This window comes from Pseudomonas nitroreducens (genome assembly GCF_024170165.1).
Classification (GTDB): domain Bacteria; phylum Pseudomonadota; class Gammaproteobacteria; order Pseudomonadales; family Pseudomonadaceae; genus Pseudomonas; species Pseudomonas nitroreducens_C.
On the sequence record NZ_JALJXP010000007.1, the window covers coordinates 15,826 to 41,764 of the forward strand.

Here is a 25,939-nt window from a genome sequence, read left to right on the forward strand (position 1 = left end):
AGGATAGGAATGCCTGCCTTAAGGGCCGCTTAGCGCAATAGAAAAGCTTCGATCCTGGCGGCAGCGCTTTCCAGATGCTGCTCGTGGGTCAGCCCGGAAGCCTTGAGTGGCTTGAGATCGTGGTCGGCAGCCAGCAGCCAGTGCAGGTGGATCGAGGGCGAAAGTGAATACGCCTCTACGCTGGGACGATCACCCAGGGCATCACGCTCGCCCTGCACGATCAGTGTCGGCGTCTGCAGTTCAGCGAGGTGGGCAACCCGGGGCTTCTCCGGCTTGCCGGCGGCATAGAACGGGTAACCGAGACAGACCAGCGCGTCGGCCCCCAGCTCGTCCGCGAGCAGGCTGGCCATCCGTCCGCCCATGGACTTGCCACCGATTGCCAGCTTGCCCGGCGCCTCGCTGCGGATCTGCGCGAAGACCTGTCGCCAGCACTCGAGCAACTGCTTCTGCGGATTCGGCGGACGGCGCTTCCCGTCCTCCCGGCGCATAGCCATATAGGGGAACTCGAAGCGCACCACCGAGATACCTCTTTCGGCCAGGCGCGCGGCCATGCCGTCCATGAATGGACTGTCCATCGGCGCGCCCGCTCCGTGAGCCAGAACCAGCGTGGCTGACAGTTCGCGCCGTGCCGGGTTCCGCAGCAGCGACAAAGGACCGCAGGCGCCCGCGACAGAGGTCTCAGGTGCCAATTGATCCGAATCAATATTCCGGGAAGTGCCTTTATCCATCCTTCACTCCGCTAATTTCGAAATTAGTACCTATCCCAAGGGGGAGGGGCGGCATACGCCGTAAGCCGTAAAAAACCTTGCCGGGATGGGCATAGCCCATAACCGTGGATGGAAGCCCATAAATGAGCACAACCAATCAGACCGCTTATAACTATAAGGTGGTCCGCCAGTTCGCCATTATGACAGTGGTGTGGGGGATCGTCGGCATGGCCGTCGGTGTCCTGATCGCCGCGCAACTGGTGTGGCCGGACCTTAACCTCGGCTTACCGTGGACGAGCTTCGGCCGCCTGCGTCCGCTGCATACCAACGCGGTGATCTTCGCCTTCGGCGGCTGCGCACTGTTCGCCACCAGCTACTACTCGGTGCAGCGTACCTGCCAGACCCGCCTGTTCTCCGACACCCTGGCTTCCTTCACCTTCTGGGGTTGGCAGCTGGTGATCCTCTGCGCGGCCATCACCCTGCCGCTGGGCATGACCTCCTCCAAGGAGTACGCCGAGCTGGAATGGCCGATCGACATCCTGATCACCATCGTCTGGGTTTCCTACGCCATCGTCTTCTTCGGCACGCTGATGAAGCGCAAGACCAAGCACATCTATGTGGGCAACTGGTTCTTCGGCGGCTTCATCCTGACCGTGGCGATCCTGCACGTGGTCAACAACCTGGAAATCCCGGTCAGCCTGACCAAGTCCTATTCGCTGTACTCGGGCGCCACCGACGCGATGATCCAGTGGTGGTACGGCCACAACGCCGTGGGCTTCTTCCTGACCGCCGGCTTCCTGGGGATGATGTACTACTTCGTGCCCAAGCAGGCCGAGCGTCCGGTCTATTCCTATCGCCTGTCCATCGTGCACTTCTGGGCACTGATCGCCGTCTACATCTGGGCCGGTCCGCACCACCTGCACTACACCGCCCTGCCGGACTGGGCGCAGTCGCTGGGCATGGTGATGTCCCTGATCCTGCTGGCTCCGAGCTGGGGCGGCATGATCAACGGCATGATGACCCTCTCCGGGGCCTGGCATAAGCTGCGCACCGACCCGATCCTGCGCTTCCTGGTGGTCTCCCTGGCCTTCTACGGCATGTCCACCTTCGAAGGCCCGATGATGGCCATCAAGACCGTCAACGCCCTCTCCCACTACACCGACTGGACCATCGGCCACGTACACGCCGGCGCTCTGGGCTGGGTCGCCATGGTCTCCATCGGCTCGCTCTACCACATGATCCCGAAGGTCTTCGGTCGCGAGCAGATGCACAGCGTCGGCCTGATCAACACCCACTTCTGGCTGGCCACCATCGGCACCGTTCTGTACATCGCCTCGATGTGGGTCAACGGCATCACCCAGGGTCTGATGTGGCGTGCAGTGAACTCCGACGGCACCCTCACCTACTCCTTCGTCGAAGCCCTGGCCGCCGGCCACCCCGGCTTCATCGTGCGGATGATCGGTGGTGCCATCTTCCTGCTGGGCATGCTGGTCATGGCCTACAACACCTGGCGCACCGTAGCGGCTGCCAAGCCGGCTGAAATGCAAGCCGCGGCGCAGATGGCCTGAGGAGACCGACATGAAACACGAAATACTCGAGAAAAACGTCGGCCTGCTGGCCCTGTGCATGGCCGTCGCCGTGAGCATCGGCGGCCTGACCCAGATCGTCCCGCTGTTCTTCCAGGACGTCACCAACACCCCGGTGGAAGGCATGAAGCCCTACACCGCGCTGCAACTGGAAGGCCGTGACGTCTACATCCGCGAAGGCTGCGTGGGCTGCCACTCGCAGATGATCCGCCCGTTCCGCGCCGAGACCGAGCGCTACGGCCACTACTCGGTCGCTGGCGAAAGCGTCTGGGACCACCCGTTCCTGTGGGGCTCCAAGCGTACCGGCCCGGACCTGGCCCGCGTCGGCGGCCGCTACTCCGACGACTGGCACCGCGCGCACCTCTACAACCCGCGCAACGTGGTGCCGGAATCGAAGATGCCCGCCTACCCCTGGCTGGTCGAGAACAAGCTCGACGGCAAGGACACGGCGAAGAAACTGGAAGTGATGCGTGTCATGGGCGTGCCCTACACGGACGACGACATCGCTGGCGCCAGCGATTCCGTCAAAGGCAAGACCGAAATGGACGCGGTGGTCGCGTACCTGCAGGTCCTCGGCACCTCCATCAAGAACAAGCGGTGACAGCATGGATATCGGGACCATTCGCGGCCTCGGCACCGTCATCGTGATGGTGGCCTTCGTCGGCGTACTGCTCTGGGCTTACGGCGGCAAACGCAAGGAGCGCTTCGACGCAGACGCGCTGCTGCCCTTCGCGGATGACCCGGTGGCCAAGCGGCACGCTGAGAATGAGCAAGCTTCTAGGAGCAACAACGCATGACTACCTTCTGGAGTCTGTACATCACTGTTCTAACAGTCGGCTCGCTGATCGCCCTGCTGTGGCTGGTATTCGCCACCCGCAGCGGGCAGTCCTCGAACACCACCGACCAGACCATGGGCCACGCCTTCGACGGCATCGAGGAGTACGACAACCCGCTGCCCAAGTGGTGGTTCCTGCTGTTCGTCGGCACCATCGTGTTCGCCGCCGGCTACCTGGTCCTCTACCCGGGCCTGGGCAACTGGAAAGGCGTCCTGCCGGGCTACGACGGCGGCTGGACCCAGGACAAGCAATGGGAGCGCGAAGAAGCCCTGGCCAAGGAAAAATACGGGCCGATCTTCGCCAAATACGCCGCCATGCCCGTGGAAGAAGTCGCGAAAGATCCGCAGGCGATGAAAATGGGCGAGCGTCTCTTCGCCACCTACTGCTCCATCTGCCACGGCTCGGACGCCAAGGGCGCCCAGGGCTTCCCGAACCTGACCGACAGCGACTGGCGCTGGGGCGGCACCGCCCAGGACATCGAGACCACCATCCTCGGCGGCCGCCACGCGGCGATGCCGGCCTGGGGCGAAGTGCTGGGCGAGAAAGGCGTGCAGGACGTCGCTGCCTTCGTCACCGCCAACCTCGATGGCCGCAAGCTGCCCGAGGGCGTGACCGCGGACAACGTCGACAACGGCGGCAAGCTGTTCGCCACCACCTGCGTCGCCTGCCACGGTCCCGAAGGCAAGGGCAACCCGATCATGGGCGCGCCTGACCTGACCCACCCGGGTGCCTTCATCTACGGCTCCAGCTACGCACAACTGCAGCAGACCATCCGCCACGGCCGCCAGGGCCAGATGCCCGCGCAGGAGCAATACCTGGGCAAAGACAAAGTGCACATTCTTGCCGGTTACATCTACAACATTTCCGGCCAGGCGAAGTAAACTCCGCGCCCCAACTCGCGCCCATTAAAACGGGCGCGAGTTTCTCACCTCCGCAATATCGCGACGAAGTGTCGCACCCTCTCTATCTCCTTTCTTCACAGCCTTCGGGTTCACGTCTAAGCTGAATTCCATTCGCAAACCTGCAATACGACTAACCTGACCCACTTTCCAGGTTGGTACGGGCGACCCGAAACAGGCGCAAACAGCGGCGCAAAGCGCTTCGGAGCAGGCGTCGAACCGGCACCGCACCAAGGCTCGGCGCGTTGCAATGGCCACCTGCTTTCTCCATACTTGCCGCCGTTTTTTTGTCCATAAAATCCAAAAACCGTGGAACCTTAGAATGAGCACAGCAATCAGTCCGACTGCTTATAACTATAAGGTCGTCCGCCAGTTCGCCATCATGACGGTGGTCTGGGGGATACTTGGAATGGGGGTGGGTGTTTACATCGCCTCACAGTTGGTTTGGCCCCAGTTGAACCTGGACCTTCCCTGGACCAGTTTCGGGCGCCTGCGTCCGCTGCACACCAACCTGGTGATCTTCGCCTTCGGCGGCTGTGCTCTCTTCGCAACTTCCTACTACGTCGTACAGCGCACCTGTCAGACCCGCCTGGTCTCTGACAGCCTCGCGGCCTTCACCTTCTGGGGTTGGCAAGCGGTGATCGTGCTGGCCGGCATTACCCTGCCGCTGGGCTACACCTCCTCCAAGGAGTACGCCGAGCTGGAATGGCCGATCGACATTCTGCTGGCCATCGTCTGGGTCACCTACGCACTGGTGTTCTTCGGCACCGTGATGAAGCGCAAGACCAAGCACATCTACGTGGGCAACTGGTTCTACGGCGCCTTCATCCTCGTCACCGCCATGCTGCACATCGTCAACAGCGCGGAACTGCCGGTCACCTGGTTCAAGTCCTACTCGGTCTACGCCGGCGCCACCGACGCGATGATCCAGTGGTGGTACGGCCACAACGCCGTGGGCTTCTTCCTGACCACCGGCTTCCTCGGCATGATGTACTACTTCGTTCCGAAGCAGGCCGAGCGTCCGATCTACTCCTATCGCCTGTCCATCGTGCACTTCTGGGCACTGATCACCCTGTACATCTGGGCCGGTCCGCACCACCTGCACTACACCGCCCTGCCGGACTGGGCCCAGTCCCTGGGCATGGTGATGTCCCTGATCCTGCTGGCTCCGAGCTGGGGTGGTATGATCAACGGCATGATGACCCTGTCGGGCGCCTGGCATAAGCTGCGCACCGACCCGATCCTGCGCTTCCTGGTGGTCTCCCTGGCCTTCTACGGCATGTCCACCTTCGAAGGCCCGATGATGGCCATCAAGACCGTCAACTCCCTGTCGCACTACACCGACTGGACCATCGGCCACGTACACGCCGGCGCTCTGGGCTGGGTAGCGATGATCTCCATCGGTTCCCTGTACCACCTGATTCCGAAGGTCTTCGGCCGCGAGCAGATGCACAGCGTGGGCCTGATCAACGCGCACTTCTGGCTGGCTACCATCGGCACCGTGCTGTACATCGCCTCGATGTGGGTCAACGGCATCACCCAGGGTCTGATGTGGCGTGCGATCAACGCCGACGGCACCCTCACCTACTCCTTCGTGGAAGCCCTGCAGGCCAGCCACCCGGGCTTCATCGTCCGTGCACTGGGCGGCGCCTTCTTCGCCTCCGGCATGCTGCTGATGGCCTACAACACCTTCCGTACTGTGCGCGGTTTCAAGCAGGCTGACGCCGATGCCGCTGCCCAGATCCCCGCTGTAGGAGCTCACTGATGAAGCACGAAGTAGTCGAGAAGAACATCGGCCTTCTGGCCTTCTTCATGGTCATTGCGGTGAGCATCGGCGGTCTGACCCAGATCGTCCCGCTGTTCTTCCAGGACGTCACCAACAAGCCGGTCGAAGGCATGAAGCCGCGCACCGCGCTGGAGCTGGAAGGCCGTGACATCTACATCCGCGAAGGCTGCGTAGGCTGCCACTCGCAGATGGTCCGTCCGTTCCGCGCCGAGACCGAGCGCTACGGCCACTACTCCGTCGCCGGCGAAAGCGTCTGGGACCACCCGTTCCTGTGGGGTTCCAAGCGTACCGGCCCGGACCTGGCCCGCGTCGGCGGCCGCTACTCTGACGACTGGCACCGTGCGCACCTATACAACCCGCGCAACGTAGTACCGGAATCGAAGATGCCCTCCTACCCCTGGCTGGTGGAGAACAAGCTCGACGGCAAGGACACGGCGAAGAAAATGGAAGCCCTGCGTACGCTGGGCGTGCCTTACACCGACGAAGACATCGCCGGTGCCCGTGATGCCGTCAAAGGCAAGACCGAGATGGACGCTGTCGTCGCCTACCTGCAAGGCCTCGGCACCATCATCAAGAGCAAACGGTGACAGTGATGGATATCGGGACCATTCGCGGTATCGGCACTGTAGTAGTGATGGTCGCCTTCGTCGGCGTCCTGCTCTGGGCCTATGGCGGCAAACGCAAGGAGCGCTTCGACGAAGACGCCCTGCTGCCCTTCGCGGATGACCCGGTCGCCAAAAAGCACGTCGAGCAAGAGCAAGCTTCTAGGAGCAACAAAGAATGACAACCTTCTGGAGTCTGTACGTCACCGTACTTACCCTGGGCACCATCTTCGCCCTGGCGTGGCTGCTGTTCGCCACCCGTCGCGGTCAGCGCAACGAAGCCACCGATGAAACCGTAGGCCATGCCTTCGATGGCATCGAGGAGTACGACAACCCGCTGCCGAAGTGGTGGTTCATGCTGTTCGTGGCCACCTTCATCTTCGCCCTCGGCTACCTGGTCCTGTACCCGGGCCTGGGCAACTGGAAGGGCCTGCTGCCGGGCTACCAGGACAAGGCCGAATTCGCCAACGGCGAACAGGGCTGGACCGGTGTGCACCAGTGGGAAAAGGAAATGGCCAAGGCCGATGAGAAATACGGCCCGCTGTACGCCAAGTTCGGCGCCATGCCGATCGAGGAAGTGGCCAAGGACGAGCAGGCCCTGAAAATGGGTAACCGCCTGTTCGCCTCCAACTGCTCCGTCTGCCACGGTTCCGATGCCAAGGGTGCCCACGGCTTCCCGAACCTGACCGACGCCGACTGGCGCTGGGGCGGCGAGCCGAAGGACATCATCGCCACCATCGAAGGCGGTCGCCACGCGGCCATGCCGGCCTGGGGCGAAGTCATCGGCGACCAGGGCGTTCATGACGTCGCTGCCTTCGTCACCACCAAGCTGGACGGCCGCAAGCTGCCCGAAGGCGTGACGGACGAGCAGGTCGCCAACGGCCAGAAGATCTTCTCCACCAACTGCGTGGCTTGCCACGGCGCCGAAGGCAAAGGCACCGCCGCCATGGGCGCGCCGAACCTGACCCACCCGGCTGCGTTCATCTACGGCTCGAGCTTCGCTCAGCTGCAGCAGACCATCCGCTACGGCCGTCAGGGCCAGATGCCGGCTCAGCTGGAGCGTCTGGGCAAAGACCAGGTGCACCTGCTCGCTGCCTACGTGTACAGCCTGTCCCATGGCGAAGGCGAGAAGAGCGCCGAATAAGCCTCTCTTTCCTACACCCATTGCGACACCCAGCGGCGCCGGTTTCTACACCGGCGCCGCTCTATTTCTGGGTCCATAATTCCTTGCGCGACCAACTGTCGCACGGTTGCAACACCCTCCACGCCGTATCATTGTTAGGCGTGCAAGCATATTTCTGACCCTCTCGGCATGTATCGACAGGGCGCCCTCCCGCTGCCGTGGAATGCACTGATGAGCAAACAGATTCCGGTCCAGGACGTCACTCCGCCCACCAAGGGCAAGGGTGAAAGCGTCGACCTTTATGCCTCCCGGGAAAAGATCTACACCCGAGCCTTCACAGGTTTCTTCAGAAACCTCCGAATGGCTGGGGGCGCCCTCCTCTTCCTCCTCTACTTCGGCACCGTGTGGCTGACCTGGAACGGTCGCCAGGCGGTTCTCTGGGACCTGCCCGAGCGCAAGTTCTACATCTTCGGCGCGACCTTCTGGCCGCAGGACTTCATCCTCCTCTCCGGCCTGCTGATCATCAGCGCCTTCGGCCTGTTCTTCATCACCGTGTTCGCCGGCCGCGTCTGGTGCGGCTATACCTGCCCGCAGAGCGTGTGGACCTGGATCTTCATGTGGTGCGAGAAAGTCACCGAGGGTGACCGCAACCAGCGCATGAAACTCGACAAGGCGCCCATGAGCGGCAACAAGCTGCTGCGCAAGATCGCCAAGCACGGCCTCTGGCTGCTGATCGGTCTGGTTACCGGCCTGACCTTCGTCGGCTACTTCGCCCCCATGCGCGAGCTGCTGAGCGATCTGGTCACCGGCCAGGCTGACGGCTGGGCCTACTTCTGGGTCGGTTTCTTCACCCTCGCCACCTACGGCAACGCCGGCTGGCTGCGCGAGCAGGTGTGCATCTACATGTGCCCTTACGCGCGCTTCCAGAGCGTGATGTTCGACAAGGACACCCTGATCGTCTCCTACGACCCGCGGCGCGGCGAAAAGCGCGGCCCGCGCAAGAAGACCGTCGACTACAAGGCCCAGGGCCTGGGCGACTGCATCGACTGCACCATGTGCGTACAGGTCTGCCCGACCGGCATCGACATCCGCGACGGCCTGCAGATCGAGTGCATCGGCTGCGCCGCCTGCATCGACGCCTGCGACAGCATCATGGACAAGATGAACTACCCGCGCGGCCTGATCAGCTACACCACCGAGCACAACCTGTCGGGCCAGAAGACCCACCTGGTGCGCCCGCGCCTGATCGGCTACGCCATCGCCCTGTGCATCATGATCGGCCTGCTGATCACTGCCGTCGTCATTCGCCCGCTGGTAGGCTTCGACGTCAGCAAGGACCGCGTGCTCTACCGTGAAAACGCCGAAGGCCGGATCGAGAACGTGTACAGCCTGAAGGTCATGAACAAGGACCAGAAAGACCATACCTACGTGCTCAGCGCCAAAGGCATGGATGGCCTGATCCTGGAAGGCAAGAAGGAGATCTCGGTCGCCGCCGGAGACATCTTCACCATGCCGGTGGAGCTGTCCATCGATCCGGAGAAGCTGCCCTCCACCACCAACGAGATCAGCTTCACCATCCAGTCGGTGGACGACCCGTCCATCAGCAAGGAATCCAGCAGCCGCTTCATCGGCCCACGGGTTCGTTGAACGCCCGCTGAACGAATTGGCACCCCATGTTGCGCATGGGGTGCCAGCACCGAACGAAGCACGTAGAATTTCGCCCGCCCCTTCACCGGGCAGCGCCCTTGCGGCACTGCCAGCGAGAGAAAAGAGACCATGCAATCGGCCATGAAAACGCCCGTGGAACCCTGGTACAAGCACCTCTGGCCGTGGATCATCATCGCCATGCTGGGCACCTCGATCGCCCTCAGCCTGACGATGGTCAACATCGCCGTGAACAACCAGGATTCGCTGGTCAGCGACAACTATTACGAGGCCGGCAAGGGCATCAACCGCTCCCTCGACCGCGAGCACCTGGCCCAGCAGCTCAAGCTGCGCGCCAAGCTCAGCTTCGACGAGCTGACCGGCGAAGTGGACCTGCGCCTCACCGGCGACAGCCGCCCGGCCACGCTCACCCTGAACCTGCTCTCCCCCACCCTGGAGTCGCAGGACAAGCACCTGGTGCTGCGCGCCAGCCCCGCCGAGCCGGGTCGCTATACCGCCAGCCTCGACGCTGCCGTGAAGGGTCGCCGCTTCGTCGAGCTGCTCGGCGAAGAGAAAGGCCAGACCTGGCGTCTGTTCGAGGAAGAGAAGATCGCTCCCGGCGGTAGCTTCGACCTCGGCGACGAGCCCCTCAGCGGAGATGAAGCCGAGCGCCCATGAGCGCCCCGCTGCCCTGTTACCACTGCGCGCTGCCGGTTCCCCCCGGCAGCCGCTTCGTTGCGCCCGTTCTGGGCGAAACCCGCGAGTTCTGCTGTCCTGGCTGCCAGGCCGTGGCCGAGGCCATCGTCGCTGGCGGTCTCGAAGGCTATTACCGCCATCGCACCGAAGCTGCGCCCAACCCTGACGCCCTCCCCGAACAGCTCAGCGACGAGCTGAAGCTGTTCGACCGCCCCGACGTGCAGCAACCCTTCGTGCAGCACCAGGGCGAGCTGGCCGAAACCACCCTGATCATGGAAGGCATCAGCTGCGCCGCCTGCGGCTGGCTGATCGAAAAGCACCTCAAGGGCCTGCCCGCCGTTGCCGAGGCCGGCCTCAACCTGTCCAACCATCGCCTGCATGTGCGCTGGTCCGACAGTGAATTGCCGCTGAGCGAGCTGCTCGCCGAGCTGCGCAGAATCGGCTATGCCGCCCACCCGTTCCAACCGGACCGCGCCGCCGAGCAACTGCACCAGGAAAACCGCAAGTCCCTGCGCCAGCTGGGCGTTGCCGGCCTGCTGTGGTTCCAGGCGATGATGGCGACCATGGCCACCTGGCCCGAATTCAACATCGACCTGAGCCCCGAGCTGCACGAGATCCTGCGCTGGGTGGCGATGTTCCTCACCACGCCCATCGTCTTCTACTCCTGCCAGCCGTTCTTCCGCGGCGCGGTACGCGACCTGCGCACCCGCCACCTGACCATGGACGTCTCGGTGTCCCTGGCGATCGGCGGCGCCTACCTGGCCGGCATCTGGACCGCGGTCACCGGCCATGGCGACCTGTACTTCGACGCCGTCGGCATGTTCGCCCTGTTCCTGCTCGCCGGCCGCTACCTTGAACGCCGCGCCCGCGAGCGCACCGCGGCCGCCACCGCACAGCTGGTCAACCTGCTGCCGGCGTCCTGCCTGCGTCTGGACGACAGCGGCCAGAGCAGCCGCGTACTGCTCAGCGAACTGCAGGTCGGCGACCGCGTGCTGGTGCAGCCCGGCGCGGTGATCCCGGCCGATGGGCTGATCCTCGATGGCCAGTCCAGTGTCGACGAATCCCTGCTCACCGGCGAATACCTGCCGCAGGCACGACAGAGCGGCGACAACGTCACCGGCGGCACCCTCAACGTCGAAGGCCCGCTGACCGTGCAGGTCAAGGCGCTGGGCGGCGACAGCCGGCTCTCCGCCATCGTCCGCCTGCTGGAGCGCGCCCAGTCGGACAAACCGCGCCTCGCCGAGCTGGCCGACAAGGCCGCGCAATGGTTCCTCATCGCGCTGCTGGTGCTCGCCGCCGTGGTCGGCCTGTTCTGGTGGCAGCACGATGCCTCCCGCGCCTTCTGGGTGGTCCTGGCGATGCTGGTGGCGACCTGCCCCTGTGCGCTGTCCCTGGCCACCCCGACCGCACTGACCGCCGCCACCGGCAGCCTGCACAAGCTCGGCCTGCTGGTGACCCGCGGCCACGTGCTGGAAGGCCTGAACCACATCGACACAGTGATCTTCGACAAGACCGGCACCCTCACCGAAGGCCGTCTGACCCTGCGTGCAGTCCGGCCGCTGGGGGCGCTGGACAGCGATGCCTGCCTGGCCCTGGCCGCCGCACTGGAGAACCGCTCCGAACACCCCATCGCCCGCGCCTTCGGCCGCGCGCCGCAGCCCGCCGAGAATGTCGAGAGCCATCCCGGCCTGGGCCTGGAAGGCCTTGTGGGCGAGCGCCGCCTGCGCATCGGCGAGCCAGCGTTCGTCTGCGCCCTGAGCGACAGCGAAGCGCCCCAGCACCCGCAGGAGCCCGGCCAGTGGTTGCTGCTGGGCGATGACCGCGGCGCCCTCGCCTGGCTGGTGCTGGACGACCGCATCCGCGACGACGCCGCCGACCTGCTCGACGCCTGTCGCGCCCGCGGCTGGCGCACCCTGCTGCTGTCCGGCGACAGCTCGCCCATGGTCGGCCGCGTTGCCGCCGAACTGGGCATCGACGACTGCCGCGGCGGCCTGCGCCCTGACGACAAGCTCGAAGTGCTGCGCCAACTGCACCAGGAGGGCCGTCGTGTGCTGATGCTGGGCGACGGCGTGAACGACGTGCCGGTGCTGGCCGCCGCCGACATCAGCGTCGCCATGGGCTCGGCCACCGATCTGGCCAAGACCAGCGCCGACGCCGTGCTGCTCTCCAATCGCCTGGACAGCGTGGTGCAGGCGTTCAGCCTGGCCCGCCGCACGCGCCGGGTAATCATCGAGAACCTGATCTGGGCAGGGCTGTACAATGGCCTCATGCTGCCCTTCGCCGCCCTCGGCTGGATCACACCCGTGTGGGCCGCGGTGGGCATGTCGATCAGTTCGCTGACCGTGGTGCTCAACGCCCTGCGCCTGACCCGGCTGCCCAAAGGCGCCGGCGCCCCGCCAGCGACCACTGCCCTGCCCGTCGCCCCGCAAGCGGCGCAGGCGCTGCCACGGAGTTGATATGCCCGCTCTCTACATCATGATCCCGGTCGCGGTGGTGATCGTCGGCATCTGCATCGCGATCTTCTTCTGGGCAGTGAACAGCGGCCAGTATGACGACATGGACGGGCCGGCCCACAGCATCCTCTTCGACGACGAAGACCCCAAGCACCAGGCCGGCATCGACGAAGCCGAGGGTGACGACTCGCACGCCAGCCCCCCGCAGGACAAGCGCGATGCCTGAACTGGCGCCACTGCTGGCGTCCGCGTTGATCCTCGGCCTGCTCGGCGGCGGTCACTGCCTGGGCATGTGCGGCGGCCTGATGGGCGCGCTGACCCTGGCCATCCCGCCGGAGCAACGCGGCCGCCGCCTGCGCCTGCTGCTGGCCTACAACCTCGGGCGCATCCTCAGCTACGCCTGCGCCGGCCTGCTGCTCGGCCTCGCCGGCTGGGCCGTGGCGCGAACGCCGTTCGCTTGGGCATTGAGGGTGATCGCCGGCCTCCTGCTGATCGCCATGGGCCTGTACCTGGCCGGCTGGTGGAGCGGCCTGACCCGTATCGAAGCCCTGGGCCGCGGCCTGTGGAAGCACATCCAGCCCTACGCCAGCCGCCTGTTGCCGGTCGCCACGGTGCCGCGTGCACTGCTGCTCGGCGCACTCTGGGGCTGGCTGCCCTGCGGCCTGGTCTACAGCACCCTGCTCTGGGCCACCAGCCAGGGCTCGGCAGTGGACAGCGCCCTGCTGATGCTCGCCTTCGGCCTGGGCACCTGGCCGGTGCTGCTCGCCACCGGCCTCGCCGCCGAGCGCATCACTGCCCTGCTGCGCAAGCGCAGCGTGCGCATGACCGGCGGCGTCCTGGTGATCCTCTTCGGCCTGTGGACCCTCCCCGGCCCGCACCAGGCCTGGATCATGGGCCACGACATGCACGCCAGCGCCGGCCTGCCCCACCATAAAGCCGCTTGATACAGGTCAACAGGCCACTGTCGGACACTCCCTAGACTGCGCAGGAAAAGCTCGCCACCGGGGAACATCGGCATGCTCGACAATATTCGCTGGGACGCAGATCTGATACGCCGATACGATCTGGCCGGCCCGCGCTACACCTCCTATCCCACCGCCGTGCAGTTTCACGAAGGAGTCGGACCCTTCGACCTGCTGCATGCGTTGCGCGATAGCCAGAAGGCCCAGCGTCCGCTCTCGCTCTACGTGCACGTGCCGTTCTGCGCGAACATCTGCTACTACTGCGCCTGCAACAAGGTCATCACCAAGGATCGTGGCCGCAGCGCCCCGTACCTCGCCCGCCTCATCCATGAAATCGAGATCGTCAGCCGTCACCTGGGTCGCCAGCAGCAAGTCGAGCAGCTGCACTTCGGCGGAGGTACCCCGACCTTCCTGAGCCCCGGCCAGCTGCGCGAACTGATGGCGCAACTGCGCACCCATTTCCACTTCGTCGAGGGCGACTTCGGCGACTACGGCATCGAAATCGACCCGCGCGAAGCCGACTGGTCGACCATGGGCCTGCTCCGCGAGCTGGGCTTCAACCGCGCCAGCATCGGCGTGCAGGACTTCAACCTGGACGTGCAGCAGGCGATCAACCGCCTGCAGAGCCTCGACGAGACCCGCGCCATCATCGATGCGGCGCGCACCCTGCAATTCCGCTCGATCAACATCGACCTGATCTACGGCCTGCCCCGGCAGACCCCGGACACCTTTGCCCGCACCGTCGAGCAGGTCATCGCCCTGCAGCCCAACCGATTGTCCGTGTTCAACTACGCGCACCTCCCCGAACGCTTCCCGCCGCAGCGGCGGATCAAGGCCGAGGACCTGCCCTCCCCCGGGCAGAAGCTGGAGATGCTGCAGCGCACCACCGAGCAGCTCGAGGCTGCCGGCTACCGCTACATCGGCATGGACCATTTCGCCCTGCCGGATGACGAGCTGGCGATGGCCCAGGAAGACGGCACCCTGCAGCGCAACTTCCAGGGCTACACCACCCACGGGCACTGCGACCTGGTGGGCCTCGGAGTGTCATCGATCAGCCAGATCGGCGATCTCTACTGCCAGAACAGCAATGACATCGCCGACTACCAGACAACTCTCGACCAGGGCCAGCTCGCCACGCGCCGCGGCCTGCACTGCAACAAGGACGACCTGATCCGCCGCGCGGTGATCCAGCAGCTGATCTGCCACTTCCAGCTGAACTTCGAGGATATCGAGGACCTCTACAACATCGACTTCCGTGGCTACTTCGCGGAAATCTGGGACGACCTCGAACGCTTCGCCCGCGATGGCCTGATCACCCTTGGCCCACACGGAATCGACGTCAGCGCTTGCGGACGGTTGCTGGTGCGCTCGCTGTGCATGCTGTTCGACCGCTACCTGCCGATGCAGAACCTGCAACGCTTCTCGCGGGTCATCTGACCCGCAAGCTCTCTCTCGCACGACCGACGGTACGGGGCCAACTGTCGCACCCTTTGCTACTGGATGTGTCCTTTGATCCAAGGAGTTGGAACAGCCCTGAACCGCACTTTTCGAAAGAGTTCGAGCCTGTTCCAACTACTACGAACCCTTCTCACCCGTCGCTGAAAGCACCGATTCAGACAGGTCGCCAACTGGCGCGGGACTTGCCGTCTGCGGTACCCTTGGTTTTTGTGTGCCATCCCATTCAAGGAACACTCATGGCCGAAACCATCAAAGTGCGCGCCCTGCCCCAGGCGCACTGCAAGGATTGCAGCCTGGCTCCGCTCTGCCTGCCCCTGTCGCTGAATACCGCCGACATGGACGCCCTCGATGAAATCGTCAAACGCGGCCGCCCGCTGAAGAAAGGCGAGTTCCTGTTCCGCCAGGGCGATGCCTTCGGCTCGGTCTTCGCCGTACGCTCCGGCGCGCTGAAGACCTTCAGCATCACTGATGGCGGCGAAGAGCAGATCACCGGTTTCCACCTGCCCAGCGAGCTGGTCGGCCTGTCCGGCATGGACACCGAGAGCTACCCGGTATCGGCCCAGGCCCTGGAAACCACCTCGGTCTGCGAGATTCCCTTCGAACGCCTGGACGAGCTGTCCGAGCAACTGCCGCAACTGCGCCGCCAGCTGCTGCGCTTGATGAGCCGCGAAATCCGCGACGACCAGCAGATGATGATGCTGCTGTCGAAGAAGACCGCCGACGAGCGCATCGCCACCTTCCTGGTGAATCTGTCCGCGCGCTTCCGCGCCCGTGGCTTCTCGGCCCAGCAGTTCCGCCTGGCCATGTCGCGCAACGAGATCGGCAACTACCTGGGCCTGGCGGTGGAAACCGTCTCCCGGGTGTTCACCCGCTTCCAGCAGAACGGCCTGATTGCCGCCGAAGGCAAGGAAGTGCACATCCTCGACTCCATCGAGCTGTGTGCACTGGCCGGCGGCCAGCTGGAAAGCTGACAGACACGAAAGCTGACCCATTGGTTGACTTTCCGGTCATCGAAAACGGGCTCGCCGACTGGCGGGCCCGTTATACTTTGGCCTCTGCAAAAACCGCATCAGGTGCACATCCAGCATGATCCTCAACCAACTCGACCTGAAGTCCGTGATCCGTGCCGTTCCCGACTTTCCCAAGCCCGGCGTCATGTTCCGCGACATCACCCCGCTGTTCCAGTCGCCGCGAGCCCTGCGCTTCGTCGCCGACAGCTTCATCCAGCGCTACGTCGAGGCCGACTTCACCCACATCGGCGCCATGGATGCGCGCGGCTTCCTGATCGGTTCGATCATCGCCTACGAGCTGAACAAGCCCCTGGTGCTGTTCCGCAAGCGCGGCAAGCTGCCGGCCGACGTCCTGGCCCAGGCCTACGAGACCGAGTACGGCGAAGCCCTGCTGGAAGTCCATGCCGACAGCCTCTGCGAAGGCGACAGCGTGCTGATCTTCGATGACCTGATCGCCACCGGCGGTACCCTGCTGGCTGCCGCACAACTGGTTCGCCGCATGGGCGCCAGCGTGTTCGAAGCCGCCGCGATCATCGACCTGCCGGAACTGGGCGGTTCGACCAAGCTCAATGACGCACAGATCCCCACCTACAGCCTGACTGCCTTCGCCCTCGACGAGCAGTGACAGGCCTCTGTCGGCAAGAAACGGGCGCTGCGGCGCCCGTTTTCGTTTCCGCGCCTCCTCTCCCCGCCCCGCTCGCCGCCGCCCCATCCAATGGCTGGTCGTGACCCGCTTGGCCTGAATCGACCCGGCCATGGCCACATATGACCTTTCGATTGTCCGACAAGACTCCGAACATGACATCAGCTAATGACACATTACGAGGTGGCATAGCGAACTAACGACAGGGCTTGCCTGGGTCGCCGCCCCTGCCGCGCGCGCCCTCCCGCACAACAAGAAGGAGTTAGTCATGAACGCCAGCACCACGCCGATCCGCGCCAATTTCCCGGTCCGCCGCATGGATTTCAGCTTCAGCGAAACGCCGAAATACTGGTGGGACGGGCAACCCTTCATGACCCACTTCATGAACAACCTGTCCTCGCTGTTCCCCTACGGCGAGAAGTTCTTCGTCGACAGCGTGCGGGCCGTGCGCGAGCGCATCCAGGACCCGCAGCTGCAGAAGGACGTCAGCGCCTTCATCGGCCAGGAAGCCATGCACTCCAAGGAGCACGCGGCCTACAACGAGTATGCCGACGAGCACGGTATCGACCTGGAGACCCTGGAACTGCGCATCAAGGTGCTGCTCGAATCCATCAGCAAGGTCACCACCAAAAAGCATCAGCTGGCGATCACCTGCGCCCTGGAGCACTTCACTGCGACCATGGCCGAGCAACTGCTCAAGCGTGAAGACCTGAGCAGCCAGATGAAATCGGACAAGATGTACAAACTGTGGATGTGGCACGCGGTCGAGGAGAACGAGCACAAGGCGGTGGCCTACGACGTCTACCAGCAGGTCTATGGCGGCTACTTCACCCGCACTGCGGTGATGCTGCTGACCACCGGGATCTTCCTCGGCGTCATCGCCGGCTTCCAGATCAACCTGCTGCGCCGCGATGGCCAGCTGTTCAACTGGCGCAGCTGGAAACACGGCCTGGGCGTGCTGCTGCACCCGCGCCGCGGTTACTTCGTCAATCTGATCCGCCCGTGGCTGGACTACTTCCGCCCTGGCTTCCACCCCTTCGACCACGACACCAAGGCACTGGAAACCCGCTGGAAGGAAACCCTGGATTTCGCCGGCTGATTTTCATGCGCCCAGGAAAACGCCAGGCAATCGCCTGGCGTTTTTCATTCAACCCATCGCGCCGAATGACGGTTTCTGTAGGAGCGAGCTTGCTCGCGAACGGACGCCGCTCCGGTGCTGAGAGGTTCGCGAGCAAGCTCGCTCCTACAAAGCATGACCGGGCGTCAGCCCTCCTGCCGGCGCGGCAGATCATCCACCGTATCGAACCAGGACAGCTGCGACGAGCACCAGACATGACACTGCGGCTGGATCAGCTCCGGCTCGTCCAGCGTCACGGTGTTGAGTCCCACCGTCTCGCCGGCGCGCACGCGGAACTCCAGCGGCGTACCGCACTTCACGCAGAAGCGCCGCTCGCCGTCCTCACTGGAGCGCCACATCCCCGGCTCGACGGCGGTATAGGCGAAGCCCGTCAGCGGAATCACCGCCCAGGGCACCGCCGGCGCGGCATTGGACTTCTGGCAGATGCGGCAATGGCAGTAACCGGTCTCTTCCGGCTCGGCATCCACCCGGTAACGTACCGCGCCGCAAGCGCAGCCGCCGAACAGGGGCAAAGGCAACATGGTGAGGCTCCCGCTAAGACCGAAGAAGACTCACAGCCTAGCCAGCAGGCCGAAGCTCTGCAGCACCGCAACGCCGGTGAAGAGCAACAGGATTTGTCTTTCTGCCAGGGCACAGACTTCCTCGCGCTGCTCCAGCGGACGCTCCAGGTAGTCCAGCGACTGCTGGAACAACTGCCGGCTGATCAGCCGCGACAGCTGGTTCAGCCCGTTCTCGTCGATGTCCGGCAACAGGTGGAACTGGCGGATGTCCTCGGCCATGTCTTCGCCGAACTCGTCCATCACCCGCGCCAATGCTTCGCGCAAAATCGGCGACGGCCCGTGCAGTTCGCGGACGCCGATGATGAAAGCCTGCGGGTTGCCCTCGACGAAGTCGAAGAACAGCCGCACCGTCTCCCGCGTCACCCGCTGGCCGCGCTCCAGGTCCAGGCCGAAAGGCACGCTGGCCACGCCCTCCCCCGGCTGCGCACGCTCGGCAGCCTCGCGGCGCAGATCGCGCAGCGGCTGGCGCAGCTGGGCGGCGATGTCGCGGATGATCGCCAGCCCCAGATCATCCACATCACCGAAGTGCCGGTAGAAGGTATTCGGGTTCAGCCCTGCTTCCCGCGCCAGCTCGCGCAGCCCCAGGCTGCTCAGGCTGCGCCGGCTGGCCGCCAGGCGCAGCGCCGCGTCGATCAGCGCGCGCTTGCCGGCGGCCTCCGCAGGCCGTTCTTCCTGTCCGATGTCCATGTGTCTGGCGCCCGACCCCACCTAAGGTTGGTTGTTCATGCGGTATACAGATGTCTACATTTCACCACGTAGACAGTTGTATACGCCAGCAATAATCATAACAGGAGCGTGGCCATGAGTACGGTTGTGAGTACCCAACCAAAGACTGCCCCCAGACACTGCAAGGTCGCCATCATCGGCACCGGGTTTTCCGGGCTGGGCATGGCGATCCGCCTGAAACAGGAAGGCGAGAACGACTTCCTGCTGTTCGAGAAGGACGCCGGCGTCGGCGGCACCTGGCGGGTCAACAACTACCCGGGCTGCGCCTGCGACGTGCAATCCCACGTCTACTCCTTCTCCTTCGAGCCGAACCCGGACTGGACGCGCATGTTCGCCCGCCAGCCGGAAATCCGCGCGTACCTGGAGAAGTGCTGGGCCAAGTACCGCCTGGAAGACAAGACGCTGCTCAACACCGAGATGGCGCGCTTCGAGTGGAACGAGGAACAACAGCTCTGGCACCTGTTCGACGCCGCCGGCAACCACTACACCGCCAAGGCCGTGGTCTCCGGCATGGGCGCCCTGTCGATTCCCTCGATCCCGGCGCTCAAGGGCCTGGAGAACTTCCAGGGCAAGGCCTTCCACTCCCAGCAGTGGGACCATGACTACGACCTGAAGGGCAAGCGCGTCGCGGTGATCGGCACCGGCGCCTCGGCCATTCAGTTCGTCCCGGAAATCCAGCCGCTGGTGGCCAAGCTCGACCTCTACCAGCGCACCGCACCGTGGATCCTGCCCAAGCCCGACCGCGCCATCAGCGACAAGGAACGTGCGCGCTTCCGCCACTTCCCGGCGGTACAGAAACTCTGGCGCGGCGCCCTCTACAGCATGCTCGAAGGCCGCGTACTGGGCTTCACCTTCGCACCCTGGGCGATGAAGCTGGTGGGCAAGCTGGCCGAGCGCTTCATCCGCCAGCAGGTCAAGGACCCGGACCTGCGCCGCAAGCTGACCCCGGACTACACCATCGGCTGCAAGCGCGTGCTCATGTCGCACAACTACTACCCGGCGCTGGCGGCTGCCAACTCCTCGGTGATCGTCGACGGCATCCGCGAGATCAAGGCTGGCAGCATCATCACCAGCGATGGCCGCGAGCGCCAGGTAGACGCGATCATCTTCGGCACCGGCTTCACCGCCAATGACCCGATCCCCCGCGGCGTGGTGTTCGGCCGGGACGGCATGGACCTGCTCGACACCTGGAAGAACGGCCCGGAAGCCTACAAGGGCACCATGACCCGCGGCTTCCCCAACCTGTTCTTCCTCATGGGCCCAAACACCGGCCTGGGCCACAACTCGATGGTCTACATGATCGAATCGCAGATCGCCTACGTGCTGGGCGCCATCAAGCTGATGGATCGCCGCGAGCTGCAGAGCGTCGAAGTGAAACAGGAGGTGCAGGAGCGCTGGAACGAGAAGCTGCAGCGCGGCCTCAACCACAGCGTGTGGAATACCGGCGGCTGCAAGAGCTGGTACCTGCACCCGGTGAGCGGGCGCAACTGCACCCTGTGGCCGGGCTTCACCTGGCGCTTCCGCGCCCTGACCAGCCAGTTCGACCCCGGCGCCTATCATCTGAAGGCCAAGCCCCTGAGCAGCCCCGTCGTCCAACCGCAACGCCACGCCGAGGAGGTACCGGCATGAAGAACTTCGAGAACAAGGTCGCCGCCATCACCGGCGCAGGCTCCGGCATCGGTCGCGCCCTGGCCGTGGAGCTGGCCTCCCGCGGTTGCCACCTGGCCCTGGCGGATGTGAATGCCGCCGGCCTCGAGGAAACCCGCCAGTTGCTCTCCTCCTCCGGCGTACGGGTATCCATCGACACCGTGAACGTCGCCGACCGCGAGCAGGTGCACACCTGGGCCGACAAGGCCGCCCGCGAGCACGGCAAGGTCAACCTGGTGTTCAACAACGCCGGCGTCGCCCATGCCGGCACCGTGGAAGCCAGCGACTACGAAGAGTACGAGTGGATCACCAACATCAACTTCTGGGGCGTGGTCTACGGCACCAAGGCCTTCCTGCCGCACCTGAAGGCTTCCGGTGACGGCCACATCGTCAACGTCTCCAGCGTGTTCGGCCTGTTCTCACAGCCGGGCATGAGCGCCTACAACGCGACCAAGTTCGCCGTGCGCGGCTTCACCGAGTCGCTGCGCCAGGAGCTGGACATGGAGCGCGGCGGTGTCTCGGCCAGCTGCGTGCACCCCGGCGGGATCAAGACCAACATTGCCAAGACCGCGCGGATGAACGACAGCATGGTCAAGGTCACCGGGCAGAACGCGGAAGCAGCGCGCACCCAGTTCAACGACCAGTTGCTGCGCACCACCCCGCAGAAGGCCGCGCAGGTGATCATTCGCGGCGTGGAGCGCGATTCACGGCGCATCCTGATCGGCTCGGACGCCCACGCCATCGACCTGATGCTGCGTCTGCTGCCGGTCTGGTACCAGAAAGTGGTCACCGGCAGCATGAAGCTGGCCAGGCGCTTCGCGCCCAAGCCCAAGCGCAAGTCCGCCGCCGAGGGCTACGAGGCCAAGTAACGCGTCATTCCCAGGAGTCCCTCTTTCCCTGTCGGGCCGGCGCCCATCCCCCTTACCCCCGGATGGGCGCCGTTTTTTTCGGCACCCGGATCACTCCGTCATCCGAAAGCCACTGCGTATACTGGCGGTCCGCCCCCTGACCTGCGCCCAAGGACGACGACCATGAGCCAGACGCTCCCCACCTTCCGCTATCACCCCGACCCACTGGCCACCGGCAGCGTGATCGCGTCGGAAGAGGCCTGCCTGTGTTGCGGGCAGAAGCGCGGCTACGTCTACACCGCCTCGGTGTACACAACGCACGACCTGCCGGAAAACTGCCTGTGTCCCTGGTGCATTGCCGACGGCAGCGCCGCGCAACGCTTCGAGGCGAGCTTCGCCGATGACTACCCGTTACTGGATGCCGGCGTGCCCGATGCCGTGGTGCGCGAAGTCTGCGAGCGCACACCCGGGTTCGCGTCCTGGCAGCAGGAACACTGGCTGAGCTGCTGCGGTGACGCCTGCGCCTTCCAGGGCGATGCGAAGCGCGAGGACATCATCGCTCTGGGAGCCGCCGGTCTGGCCGGGCATTTCCCCGACTTCGGCTGGCCAGAGAAGACCTGGCTGCAGGTCGTCGAGCACTACCAGCCGGCGGGCAATCCGGCGATCTACCACTTCCGCTGCCTGCACTGCAGCAAGGCGCACTTCGGAATGGATTTCACCTGAGTCCGAAGAGGCCGCTCAGAGTCCCATCTGCTTGGCGATGATCTCGTTCATGATCTCCCGCGTGCCGCCACCGATGGAAAGAATCCGGTTATCGCGGTAGAGCCGCTCCACCAGGCTTTCGCGCATGTAGCCCATGCCGCCCAGCACCTGCACGGCGTCGTACGTCACGCGGTCGGCGATGTCGGTGGCGAAGTTCTTGGCCATGGAGATTTCCTTGATCACGCTCTTGCCGGCCGCCATCTTCGCCGCCTGGCGGTAGGTGAACTCGCGCGACACCTCAACCTGGGTAGCCATTTCCGCCAGCCGGTGCTTGAGCACCTGGAATTTGCCCACCGGCTTGCCGAACGCCTCGCGCTCGCGGCTCCGGGCCAGCGCCTCGTCCAGCGCCAGCTGCGCAGTCATGTTGGCCATGATCGCCAGCGCCAGACGCTCGCTCTGGAAGTTCGCCATGATGCAGGCAAAGCCCATGTTCTCCGCGCCAATGAGGTTCTCCACCGGCACCTTGCAGTCATCGAAGAACAGCTCGGCGGTGTCCGACGCCCACCAGCCCATCTTCTTCAGCTTGCGGCTCACGGTGAAGCCAGGCGTGCCCTTCTCCACCAGCAGCAGGCTGACGCCGCCGAAGCCATCACCGCCGGTACGCACGGCCACGGTGTAGTAGTCGGCGCGCACGCCGCTGGTGATGAAGGTCTTGCTGCCACTGACGCGGTAGTGGTCACCGTCGCGCACGGCGCGGGTCTTCAGACTGGCGACATCGGAGCCGCCGGACGGTTCGGTGACCGCCAGTGCCATGATCTTTTCACCGGCCAGCACCTGCGGCGCTATACGCTCGCGCAGCTCCGGGCGGCCCCACTTGATCAGCGGCGGCAGACCGATATCCAGCGAGCCCAGCCCCGCCACCAGTCCGCCGGAACCACAGCGCATCAGTTCTTCGCTGGCCGCGACCTTGGCGAACAGGTCGCCCTCATGACTGCCGCCGAGCGCCTCGGGATAGCCGATGCCGAGGATGCCGGCCTCGCCCGCCTTGCGGTACAGCTCGCGGGGAAACTCCTCGGCCTCCTCCCAGTCGGCGACGTGGGGCAGGATTTCACGCTCGACGAAGCGCCGCACGCTGTCACGGACCAGGCGGTGATTGTCATCGAAGTATTCGGCGAACACGGACATGGCAAGGCTCCAGACGATTTGACTGAAACTTACCGAGCGCTTGCTTGGTTTTCAAGGCGGGACACCCGCCATCGGCTAGGACAGATGCGCCGTCCCGAACCGCTCGCGGTAGGCCGAAGGCGCCACGCCCGCTGCGCTGCGGAAGGCATTGCGGAAGCTTTCCACGGTGCCGAAGCCACATTGCCCGGCAATTCGCTCGACGCTGTCGGCGCTGCTTTCCAGCAGTTCACGGGCTCTGGCCATGCGCTCGTGCTGCAGCCAGGCCTTGGGCGTCATGCCGGTTGCCTCGCTGAAACGACGCAGGAAGGTGCGCTCGCTCATGGCCACGCGGCTCGCCAGCTCGCCGACGCTGATCGACCGGTCCAGTCGTCGCCGGGCCCAGTCCAGCAGCCCGGCGAGGTCATGCCGAGGCGCCTGCGCCACGGGCGCGGGAATGAACTGAGCCTGCCCTCCGCCGCGCTGTGGCGACATCACCAGGCGCCGCGCGACGGTGTTGCCGACCTGCGCACCGAAGTCCCGTGCCACCAGGTGCAGGCAGGCGTCGATGCCCGCCGCACTGCCGGCCGAAGTGATCAGCTGACCGGCGTCCACATAGAGCACCTGCGCATCGACCTCGATGGCCGGGAAGCGCGTCGCCAGTTCTTCGGCGTAGCGCCAATGGGTGGTCGCCCGCTGGCCGTCCAGCAAACCGGTGGCGGCCAGGACGAAGACCCCGGAGCAGATCGACAGCAGCCGCGCACCTTCATCATGGGCCTTGCGCAGCGCCTGTAGCAGTTCGGCAGAAGGCGCCTCCGCTCGATCACGCCAGCCCGGCACGATGATCGTGCCTGCCGTGTCGAGCGACTCCAGCCCGCCATCGGCGAGCACGCGGATGCCGCCCAATGCGCGCATGGGTCCTTCATCGACGGCAACGACGCGGTGGCTGTACCAGGGGAAGTCGAACTCGGGACGCGGCAGGCCGAAGATCTCCACGGCGATGCCGAATTCGAAGGTACACAGGCCGTCGTAGGCGAGTACGGCGACTTTCAGGGGATCACGGCGCATTTGGCGGAAAACTTCCTATCACTGTCAAAACCGCCACTGTAGCCGACTCCGCGAGCCACATACAGTGCTGCCATCTTCCACAGGAGCCTTGCCATGCCCAGCCTCGTCAGCCAGTTCCCCGCGGCCCTGCCCGCCGACGCCCTCGCCCATTTCAGCCACCGCCTGGCGTTCGAGACCGACTGCTCGGACGTGAACCATGCGCGACAGAACGGCGAGCAGGATTTCGTCCTGCTTGATGTGCGCCATGCTGCCGCCTTCGCCCGCGGGCACGTACCCGGAGCGCTGAACCTGCCCACCCGCGAGATCGATGCACGGCGCATGGCGCAGTTCGCGCCGGGCACCCTGTTCGTCGTCTACTGCGCCGGGCCGCACTGCAATGGCGTGCACCGCGCCGCCGCGAAGCTCGCCGCGCTGGGATGCCCGGTGAAGGAGATGATCGGCGGGGTGACCGGCTGGCTGGACGAAGGTCTGGCGCTGGTCAGTGCGTCGGGCAAATCGCTGCACGCGGAAGGTGAAGGCATCGGCTGCGCCTGCTGTGGCCGAATGCAACAAGGCCGGAATTGCTCCGGCCTTGTTCGACATTCAGGAACTGCGCGAGCGACTCAGCGACTGATCGGCCGGCGCCCGGCCAGGGCGTGGGCCAGGGTGCCGCCGTCCACCAGCTCCAGTTCGCCGCCCAGCGGTACGCCATGGGCGATACGCGACAGCACAAGGTCGCCGCCGCCGAGCAACTGGGCGATGTAGTGGGCAGTCGCCTCGCCTTCCACCGTGGGGTTGGTGGCGAGGATGATCTCGCTGAAGCTACCGGCCTTGATCCGCGCTTCCAGCTCGGGAATGCCGATGGCTTCCGGGCCGAGGCCGTCCAGCGGCGACAGGTGCCCCTTGAGCACGAAGTAGCGGCCACGGTAGCCGGTCTGTTCGACGGCAAACACGTCCAGCGGGCCTTCCACCACGCACAGCAGGCTGTCGTCACGGCGCGGGTCGGTGCACTGCGGGCAGAACTCGTCTTCGGACAGGGTGCGGCACTGCTTGCAATGACCGACGCCCTCCATCGCCCGGGTCAGCGCCTGCGCCAGACGCAGGCCGCCGCTGCGATCACGCTCCAGCAGCTGCAGCGCCATGCGCTGGGCACTCTTCTGCCCCACGCCGGGCAGGGTGCGCAGGGCGTCGATCAGTTGGCGGATCAGCGGCGTGAAGCTCATGGGGCAGTCTCAGGATTTTTCAGAGGGGTAGAACGACTGTAGGAGCGAGCTTGCTCGCGAACCCTGCCAGGCCGTGAAGGGCCGGTAGAGCGTTCGCGAGCAAGCTCGCTCCTACAGGTCTGCGGGATGCCTGGATCAGAAGGGCATCTTGAAGCCGGGCGGCAGTTGCATGCCGGCGGTCATGCCGGACATCTTGTCCTGGTTGTTCTGCTCGATCTTGCGCACGGCGTCGTTCACCGCGGCGGCGATCAGGTCTTCGAGGATTTCCTTGTCTTCCTGCATCAGGCTGTCATCCAGGGAGACGCGCTTGACGTCGTGGCGACCGGTCATCACCACGCTCACCAGGCCGGCGCCGGATTGACCGGTCACTTCGGCGTTGGCCAGCTCTTCCTGCATCTTCTGCATCTTTTCCTGCATCTGCTGGGCCTGCTTCATCAGGCCGGCCATGCCACCTTTCATCATGTCGAGTTCCTCGATTCGTT

Annotated in this window: 26 protein-coding genes and 2 pseudogenes; 21 read left to right on the plus strand and 7 right to left on the minus strand. The window is 64.8% G+C overall.

Annotated features, from left to right (window positions below; translation table 11 throughout):
• Nucleotides 1-29: 29 nt before the first annotated feature.
• Nucleotides 30-728, minus strand: coding sequence for an alpha/beta family hydrolase (locus J2T47_RS15110; RefSeq protein ID WP_253448214.1), 699 nt, complete (start codon nucleotides 726-728; stop codon nucleotides 30-32).
• Nucleotides 729-850: 122 nt separating this feature from the next.
• Here J2T47_RS15110 and ccoN (J2T47_RS15115) point away from each other — a divergent pair, with 122 nt between their 5' ends.
• The 17 genes from ccoN (J2T47_RS15115) to J2T47_RS15195 all read left to right on the plus strand — a co-directional run bounded on the left by ccoN (J2T47_RS15115) (nucleotide 851) and on the right by J2T47_RS15195 (nucleotide 17,504).
• Nucleotides 851-2,275 (plus strand): cytochrome-c oxidase, cbb3-type subunit I, encoded by a 1,425-nt coding sequence (gene ccoN, locus J2T47_RS15115; protein WP_192294940.1) that lies wholly within the window; start codon nucleotides 851-853, stop codon nucleotides 2,273-2,275.
• A 10-nt stretch (nucleotides 2,276-2,285) separates the two neighbouring features.
• On the plus strand, nucleotides 2,286-2,894 hold the full coding sequence (gene ccoO / locus J2T47_RS15120) for a cytochrome-c oxidase, cbb3-type subunit II (RefSeq protein WP_192294941.1): 609 nt from the start codon (nucleotides 2,286-2,288) through the stop codon (nucleotides 2,892-2,894).
• A gap of 4 nt (nucleotides 2,895-2,898) precedes the next feature.
• Nucleotides 2,899-3,090, plus strand: a complete 192-nt coding sequence (locus J2T47_RS15125) for a cbb3-type cytochrome oxidase subunit 3 (protein ID WP_253448217.1) — start codon at nucleotides 2,899-2,901, stop codon at nucleotides 3,088-3,090.
• Nucleotides 3,087-4,010: a cytochrome-c oxidase, cbb3-type subunit III gene (ccoP, locus tag J2T47_RS15130; RefSeq protein ID WP_253448220.1), complete on the plus strand. Its 924-nt coding sequence runs from the start codon at nucleotides 3,087-3,089 to the stop codon at nucleotides 4,008-4,010. The genes J2T47_RS15125 and ccoP (J2T47_RS15130) overlap by 4 nt, the downstream gene beginning before the upstream one ends.
• Nucleotides 4,011-4,350: 340 nt before the next feature.
• On the plus strand, nucleotides 4,351-5,793 hold the full coding sequence (gene ccoN, locus J2T47_RS15135; RefSeq protein ID WP_045209126.1) for a cytochrome-c oxidase, cbb3-type subunit I: 1,443 nt from the start codon (nucleotides 4,351-4,353) through the stop codon (nucleotides 5,791-5,793).
• Nucleotides 5,793-6,401, plus strand: coding sequence for a cytochrome-c oxidase, cbb3-type subunit II (gene ccoO / locus J2T47_RS15140; RefSeq protein WP_017516817.1), 609 nt, complete (start codon nucleotides 5,793-5,795; stop codon nucleotides 6,399-6,401). Before ccoN (J2T47_RS15135) ends, ccoO (J2T47_RS15140) begins: the two co-directional genes overlap by 1 nt.
• Before the next feature lie 5 nt (nucleotides 6,402-6,406).
• Nucleotides 6,407-6,598 carry a cbb3-type cytochrome oxidase subunit 3 gene (locus tag J2T47_RS15145; RefSeq protein WP_024763940.1) on the plus strand — a complete coding sequence of 64 codons (192 nt, stop codon included), beginning with the start codon at nucleotides 6,407-6,409 and terminating at the stop codon, nucleotides 6,596-6,598.
• Nucleotides 6,595-7,560 (plus strand): cytochrome-c oxidase, cbb3-type subunit III, encoded by a 966-nt coding sequence (gene ccoP / locus J2T47_RS15150; protein ID WP_081518549.1) that lies wholly within the window; start codon nucleotides 6,595-6,597, stop codon nucleotides 7,558-7,560. The genes J2T47_RS15145 and ccoP (J2T47_RS15150) overlap by 4 nt, the downstream gene beginning before the upstream one ends.
• 210 nt (nucleotides 7,561-7,770) lie before the next feature.
• A complete protein-coding gene (ccoG, locus tag J2T47_RS15155; protein ID WP_253448223.1) occupies nucleotides 7,771-9,186 on the plus strand; it encodes a cytochrome c oxidase accessory protein CcoG in 1,416 nt (471 codons plus the stop codon).
• A 129-nt stretch (nucleotides 9,187-9,315) separates the two neighbouring features.
• Nucleotides 9,316-9,861, plus strand: coding sequence for a FixH family protein (locus tag J2T47_RS15160; RefSeq protein WP_253448227.1), 546 nt, complete (start codon nucleotides 9,316-9,318; stop codon nucleotides 9,859-9,861).
• Nucleotides 9,858-12,335, plus strand: coding sequence for a heavy metal translocating P-type ATPase (locus tag J2T47_RS15165; RefSeq protein WP_253448230.1), 2,478 nt, complete (start codon nucleotides 9,858-9,860; stop codon nucleotides 12,333-12,335). The genes J2T47_RS15160 and J2T47_RS15165 overlap by 4 nt, the downstream gene beginning before the upstream one ends.
• 1 nt (nucleotide 12,336) lies before the next feature.
• On the plus strand, nucleotides 12,337-12,558 hold the full coding sequence (gene ccoS, locus J2T47_RS15170; RefSeq protein ID WP_253448232.1) for a cbb3-type cytochrome oxidase assembly protein CcoS: 222 nt from the start codon (nucleotides 12,337-12,339) through the stop codon (nucleotides 12,556-12,558).
• Nucleotides 12,551-13,276, plus strand: a complete 726-nt coding sequence (locus tag J2T47_RS15175; protein WP_253448235.1) for a sulfite exporter TauE/SafE family protein — start codon at nucleotides 12,551-12,553, stop codon at nucleotides 13,274-13,276. The genes ccoS and J2T47_RS15175 overlap by 8 nt, the downstream gene beginning before the upstream one ends.
• A 72-nt stretch (nucleotides 13,277-13,348) precedes the next feature.
• Nucleotides 13,349-14,731, plus strand: coding sequence for an oxygen-independent coproporphyrinogen III oxidase (hemN, locus tag J2T47_RS15180; protein WP_253448238.1), 1,383 nt, complete (start codon nucleotides 13,349-13,351; stop codon nucleotides 14,729-14,731).
• 257 nt (nucleotides 14,732-14,988) lie between these two features.
• On the plus strand, nucleotides 14,989-15,723 hold the full coding sequence (gene anr, locus J2T47_RS15185; RefSeq protein ID WP_253448241.1) for a transcriptional regulator Anr: 735 nt from the start codon (nucleotides 14,989-14,991) through the stop codon (nucleotides 15,721-15,723).
• 115 nt (nucleotides 15,724-15,838) lie between these two features.
• Nucleotides 15,839-16,387, plus strand: coding sequence for an adenine phosphoribosyltransferase (locus J2T47_RS15190; protein ID WP_045209111.1), 549 nt, complete (start codon nucleotides 15,839-15,841; stop codon nucleotides 16,385-16,387).
• A 286-nt stretch (nucleotides 16,388-16,673) separates the two neighbouring features.
• Entirely contained in the window at nucleotides 16,674-17,504 is an 831-nt protein-coding gene (locus J2T47_RS15195; RefSeq protein ID WP_081518556.1) for a metal-dependent hydrolase, read from the plus strand.
• A 164-nt stretch (nucleotides 17,505-17,668) separates the two neighbouring features.
• Here the strand turns inward: J2T47_RS15195 and J2T47_RS15200 are convergent, their stop codons facing one another.
• Complete coding sequence (locus tag J2T47_RS15200; protein WP_253448244.1) at nucleotides 17,669-18,064, minus strand: GFA family protein; 396 nt, start codon at nucleotides 18,062-18,064, stop codon at nucleotides 17,669-17,671.
• Between the two features lie 30 nt (nucleotides 18,065-18,094).
• Complete coding sequence (locus J2T47_RS15205; RefSeq protein ID WP_253448247.1) at nucleotides 18,095-18,790, minus strand: TetR family transcriptional regulator; 696 nt, start codon at nucleotides 18,788-18,790, stop codon at nucleotides 18,095-18,097.
• Between the two features lie 76 nt (nucleotides 18,791-18,866).
• On the opposite strand from J2T47_RS15205, the pseudogene J2T47_RS15210 reads away from it, so the two are divergent.
• The 3 genes and pseudogenes from J2T47_RS15210 to J2T47_RS15220 all read left to right on the plus strand — a co-directional run bounded on the left by J2T47_RS15210 (nucleotide 18,867) and on the right by J2T47_RS15220 (nucleotide 22,047).
• A pseudogene (locus J2T47_RS15210) lies at nucleotides 18,867-20,458 on the plus strand (flavin-containing monooxygenase).
• Nucleotides 20,455-21,345, plus strand: a complete 891-nt coding sequence (locus tag J2T47_RS15215; protein WP_253448253.1) for an SDR family NAD(P)-dependent oxidoreductase — start codon at nucleotides 20,455-20,457, stop codon at nucleotides 21,343-21,345. Before J2T47_RS15210 ends, J2T47_RS15215 begins: the two are co-directional and overlap by 4 nt.
• Before the next feature lie 162 nt (nucleotides 21,346-21,507).
• A complete protein-coding gene (locus J2T47_RS15220) occupies nucleotides 21,508-22,047 on the plus strand; it encodes a CbrC family protein (RefSeq protein ID WP_253448256.1) in 540 nt (179 codons plus the stop codon).
• 15 nt (nucleotides 22,048-22,062) lie between these two features.
• On the opposite strand, the gene J2T47_RS15225 is transcribed toward J2T47_RS15220, so the two are convergent.
• Both J2T47_RS15225 and ftrA read right to left on the minus strand, forming a co-directional pair.
• Nucleotides 22,063-23,211 (minus strand): acyl-CoA dehydrogenase family protein, encoded by a 1,149-nt coding sequence (locus J2T47_RS15225; protein WP_253448259.1) that lies wholly within the window; start codon nucleotides 23,209-23,211, stop codon nucleotides 22,063-22,065.
• A 75-nt stretch (nucleotides 23,212-23,286) separates the two neighbouring features.
• Nucleotides 23,287-24,255, minus strand: a complete 969-nt coding sequence (gene ftrA / locus J2T47_RS15230) for a transcriptional regulator FtrA (RefSeq protein WP_253448262.1) — start codon at nucleotides 24,253-24,255, stop codon at nucleotides 23,287-23,289.
• Between the two features lie 93 nt (nucleotides 24,256-24,348).
• Between ftrA and J2T47_RS15235 the strand changes: the two are divergent.
• A pseudogene (locus J2T47_RS15235) lies at nucleotides 24,349-24,789 on the plus strand (rhodanese-like domain-containing protein); the annotation flags it as partial.
• A gap of 68 nt (nucleotides 24,790-24,857) precedes the next feature.
• On the opposite strand, the gene recR reads toward J2T47_RS15235, so the two are convergent.
• Both recR and J2T47_RS15245 read right to left on the minus strand, forming a co-directional pair.
• Nucleotides 24,858-25,457 carry a recombination mediator RecR gene (gene recR, locus J2T47_RS15240; RefSeq protein ID WP_253448265.1) on the minus strand — a complete coding sequence of 200 codons (600 nt, stop codon included), beginning with the start codon at nucleotides 25,455-25,457 and terminating at the stop codon, nucleotides 24,858-24,860.
• A 135-nt stretch (nucleotides 25,458-25,592) separates the two neighbouring features.
• A complete protein-coding gene (locus J2T47_RS15245; RefSeq protein ID WP_045209089.1) occupies nucleotides 25,593-25,919 on the minus strand; it encodes a YbaB/EbfC family nucleoid-associated protein in 327 nt (108 codons plus the stop codon).
• Between the last annotated feature and the right edge of the window lie 20 nt (nucleotides 25,920-25,939).

Bases quoted from the DNA above. Each gene is read 5' to 3' on its own strand.
- anr (WP_253448241.1), top strand. From the start codon at position 14,989: ATGGCCGAAACCATCAAAGTGCGCGCCCTGCCCCAGGCGCACTGCAAG.
- ccoG (WP_253448223.1), top strand. From the start codon at position 7,771: ATGAGCAAACAGATTCCGGTCCAGGACGTCACTCCGCCCACCAAGGGC.
- J2T47_RS15225 (WP_253448259.1), bottom strand. From the start codon at position 23,211: ATGTCCGTGTTCGCCGAATACTTCGATGACAATCACCGCCTGGTCCGT.
- J2T47_RS15110 (WP_253448214.1), bottom strand. From the start codon at position 728: ATGGATAAAGGCACTTCCCGGAATATTGATTCGGATCAATTGGCACCT.
- J2T47_RS15205 (WP_253448247.1), bottom strand. From the start codon at position 18,790: ATGGACATCGGACAGGAAGAACGGCCTGCGGAGGCCGCCGGCAAGCGC.
- J2T47_RS15195 (WP_081518556.1), top strand. From the start codon at position 16,674: ATGAACGCCAGCACCACGCCGATCCGCGCCAATTTCCCGGTCCGCCGC.
- hemN (WP_253448238.1), top strand. From the start codon at position 13,349: ATGCTCGACAATATTCGCTGGGACGCAGATCTGATACGCCGATACGAT.
- ccoN (WP_045209126.1), top strand. From the start codon at position 4,351: ATGAGCACAGCAATCAGTCCGACTGCTTATAACTATAAGGTCGTCCGC.
- ccoO (WP_017516817.1), top strand. From the start codon at position 5,793: ATGAAGCACGAAGTAGTCGAGAAGAACATCGGCCTTCTGGCCTTCTTC.
- ccoS (WP_253448232.1), top strand. From the start codon at position 12,337: ATGCCCGCTCTCTACATCATGATCCCGGTCGCGGTGGTGATCGTCGGC.
- J2T47_RS15190 (WP_045209111.1), top strand. From the start codon at position 15,839: ATGATCCTCAACCAACTCGACCTGAAGTCCGTGATCCGTGCCGTTCCC.
- J2T47_RS15165 (WP_253448230.1), top strand. From the start codon at position 9,858: ATGAGCGCCCCGCTGCCCTGTTACCACTGCGCGCTGCCGGTTCCCCCC.
- ccoP (WP_081518549.1), top strand. From the start codon at position 6,595: ATGACAACCTTCTGGAGTCTGTACGTCACCGTACTTACCCTGGGCACC.
- ccoO (WP_192294941.1), top strand. From the start codon at position 2,286: ATGAAACACGAAATACTCGAGAAAAACGTCGGCCTGCTGGCCCTGTGC.
- J2T47_RS15175 (WP_253448235.1), top strand. From the start codon at position 12,551: ATGCCTGAACTGGCGCCACTGCTGGCGTCCGCGTTGATCCTCGGCCTG.
- ccoN (WP_192294940.1), top strand. From the start codon at position 851: ATGAGCACAACCAATCAGACCGCTTATAACTATAAGGTGGTCCGCCAG.
- J2T47_RS15125 (WP_253448217.1), top strand. From the start codon at position 2,899: ATGGATATCGGGACCATTCGCGGCCTCGGCACCGTCATCGTGATGGTG.
- J2T47_RS15245 (WP_045209089.1), bottom strand. From the start codon at position 25,919: ATGATGAAAGGTGGCATGGCCGGCCTGATGAAGCAGGCCCAGCAGATG.
- recR (WP_253448265.1), bottom strand. From the start codon at position 25,457: ATGAGCTTCACGCCGCTGATCCGCCAACTGATCGACGCCCTGCGCACC.
- J2T47_RS15160 (WP_253448227.1), top strand. From the start codon at position 9,316: ATGCAATCGGCCATGAAAACGCCCGTGGAACCCTGGTACAAGCACCTC.
- ccoP (WP_253448220.1), top strand. From the start codon at position 3,087: ATGACTACCTTCTGGAGTCTGTACATCACTGTTCTAACAGTCGGCTCG.
- J2T47_RS15200 (WP_253448244.1), bottom strand. From the start codon at position 18,064: ATGTTGCCTTTGCCCCTGTTCGGCGGCTGCGCTTGCGGCGCGGTACGT.
- ftrA (WP_253448262.1), bottom strand. From the start codon at position 24,255: ATGCGCCGTGATCCCCTGAAAGTCGCCGTACTCGCCTACGACGGCCTG.
- J2T47_RS15145 (WP_024763940.1), top strand. From the start codon at position 6,407: ATGGATATCGGGACCATTCGCGGTATCGGCACTGTAGTAGTGATGGTC.
- J2T47_RS15220 (WP_253448256.1), top strand. From the start codon at position 21,508: ATGAGCCAGACGCTCCCCACCTTCCGCTATCACCCCGACCCACTGGCC.
- J2T47_RS15215 (WP_253448253.1), top strand. From the start codon at position 20,455: ATGAAGAACTTCGAGAACAAGGTCGCCGCCATCACCGGCGCAGGCTCC.